Annotated in this window: 2 protein-coding genes; both read left to right on the plus strand. The window is 69.9% G+C overall.

The genetic code is table 11. The annotated features are described in order from the left end of the window. Positions 1-1,107 (plus strand): oligopeptide/dipeptide ABC transporter ATP-binding protein (locus tag G3N97_RS38420; RefSeq protein WP_205997944.1); only part of this gene is annotated, 1,107 nt, incomplete at its 5' end. Positions 1,108-1,726: 619 nt separating this feature from the next. Next, on the plus strand, positions 1,727-1,923 hold a 197-nt coding region (locus G3N97_RS38425; RefSeq protein WP_205997945.1), incomplete at its 3' end, for a hypothetical protein.

The raw sequence follows: 1,923 nt of genomic DNA on the forward strand, positions 1-1,923 counted from the left end.
TCTGACGTCGCGCCGATCATTGCTCAGACAAACGATCCATCGGATGAAAGCCCCGAAAACCCCGCGCGCGAGGCCGAAGTCGTGCTGCGCGCAAGCGGCGTCTCGCGCACGTTCGGCCGGGGCGCAAGCGCGCTGCGCGTGCTTCACGACGTCTCGCTCGAACTGCGCGCGGGCGAGACGCTCGGGCTCGTCGGCGAGTCGGGCAGCGGCAAGTCCACGCTCGCGAAACTGCTGCTCGGACTGCACGCGCCCGATCCTGGCGGCACGATCGAGCTCGATGGCGCGCCGCTCGCGGCCGACGTCGCGCGACGCGATGCAAGTCAGCGGCGCGCGCTGCGCGTCGTGTTCCAGCATCCCGACGCCTCGCTGAACCGCGCGCTGCCGGTGCGCACGCTGGTCGGCCGGGCGCTCGCACGCGCCGGGTCGCACGAGTTGCATGAGTTTCAGGCGACCACGCAGGACGCCGCCGACGCGCGTATCGACACGCTGCTCGAAGCCGTGCGCGTGCCGCTGCGCTATCTGGCCGCCCGCGCACGCCAGTTATCGGGCGGCCTGAAACAGCGCGTGGCGATCGCGCAGGCCTTCGCGGGCGAGCCGCGCGTGGTGATCTGCGACGAACCCACCTCGGCGCTTGACGTGTCCGTGCAGGCCGCGATCCTCAACCTGCTCGCGCGGCTGCAACGCGAACGCGGCGTGAGCTATCTGTTCATCTCGCACGATCTCGGCGTGGTGCGCTATCTCGCCGACCGCGTGATGGTGCTCTACGCGGGACGCGTGCTCGAAAGCGGCCCGGCCGCAGCCGTGTTCGACGGCCCGCGCCATCCGTACACGGAAACGCTGCTCGACGCGGCCGGCGGCACGCAGGACGCCCGGCACGTCGCCGCCGACAACGCCACCAAGGTTGCGCGCGAATCGACCGTCGCGCAGAGCGTCGATACCGGCCACGGCTGCCTGTTCAGCGCGCGTTGCCCGCGCAAGATCGGCGCGATCTGCGACGAAGCGGCCCCGCCCTTCGACGACATCGGCGCAGGCCATCGCATCCGCTGCCATATTCCCGCCGATCAGCTGCGCGATCTGCAACGCGTCGACGCGCCGAAACAAGGCTGATCCCGACCGCCGAAGCCCGCGCGCCGGCGGCGATCGTTGCGTCGCCCACGGTCCGATCCACGCCGCGCGTTACCGCTTCCGTCCCCTCTCGCGTTTGATACGAAACCCGCGCGAACCGCGCCGCCGCGTTTCATCGCCGAAACGTTTTCAGCGATTTCGCCCCCTCGCGCGCCGCAAGCAAAACGTCAAGTCCAGACGGCGCGGCCTTCTGCGGGCGATGGCACAGAACTCGCTATATCGAGACCAGACATCCGGTCGCTGCGCCCCTCGCGACACGCCGCAGACCGCGGCGCGCCGCATCGAACGAACCAATGGGCGAACGAATGGCCGCACGCATGACACGCCTGTTATCCGCCGTCCCGCTCGCGGGCTCCGGCGATCGACAAGCAGTCCTGCGTAAAGCGGCGATTCGCGCGATCCGGACGTCGCGTGTACCGCACGCACCGGCGACACCGCATCGGCCACGAGCGCGATGCGCCCGCCGGGGCGCGGCGGCGTGGGGTTGGCGGGGGTCGACGCGCGCAGCGGTCGTCGAGACGGCATGCACAGCGGCGCGGCGTCAGACACAAGGGCACGAGGAGCGAAGCGCGAACGCGCTATCGCTTCCCGGGAGGAAATCATGAAAAACAGATTTTTTCATCAGTACTGCTATGGGTTAGGCCGGGGCCTTGCGGTGTTCGCAATCGGCGCGGCGGGCTTGAGTACGCTTCTGCCGGCAGTCGGTGCTCACGCGCAGGACAACAACGTGACCGCGCCGACGTGGGTCCTCGTCGCCGATGCGGCGCTGCCGGCAAGCGGCGGCGCGGCGGGCGAGCG

The sequence above is a fragment of the Paraburkholderia sp. Ac-20347 genome (assembly GCF_017104805.1).
In the GTDB taxonomy this organism is placed as follows: Bacteria; Pseudomonadota; Gammaproteobacteria; order Burkholderiales; family Burkholderiaceae; genus Paraburkholderia; species Paraburkholderia tropica.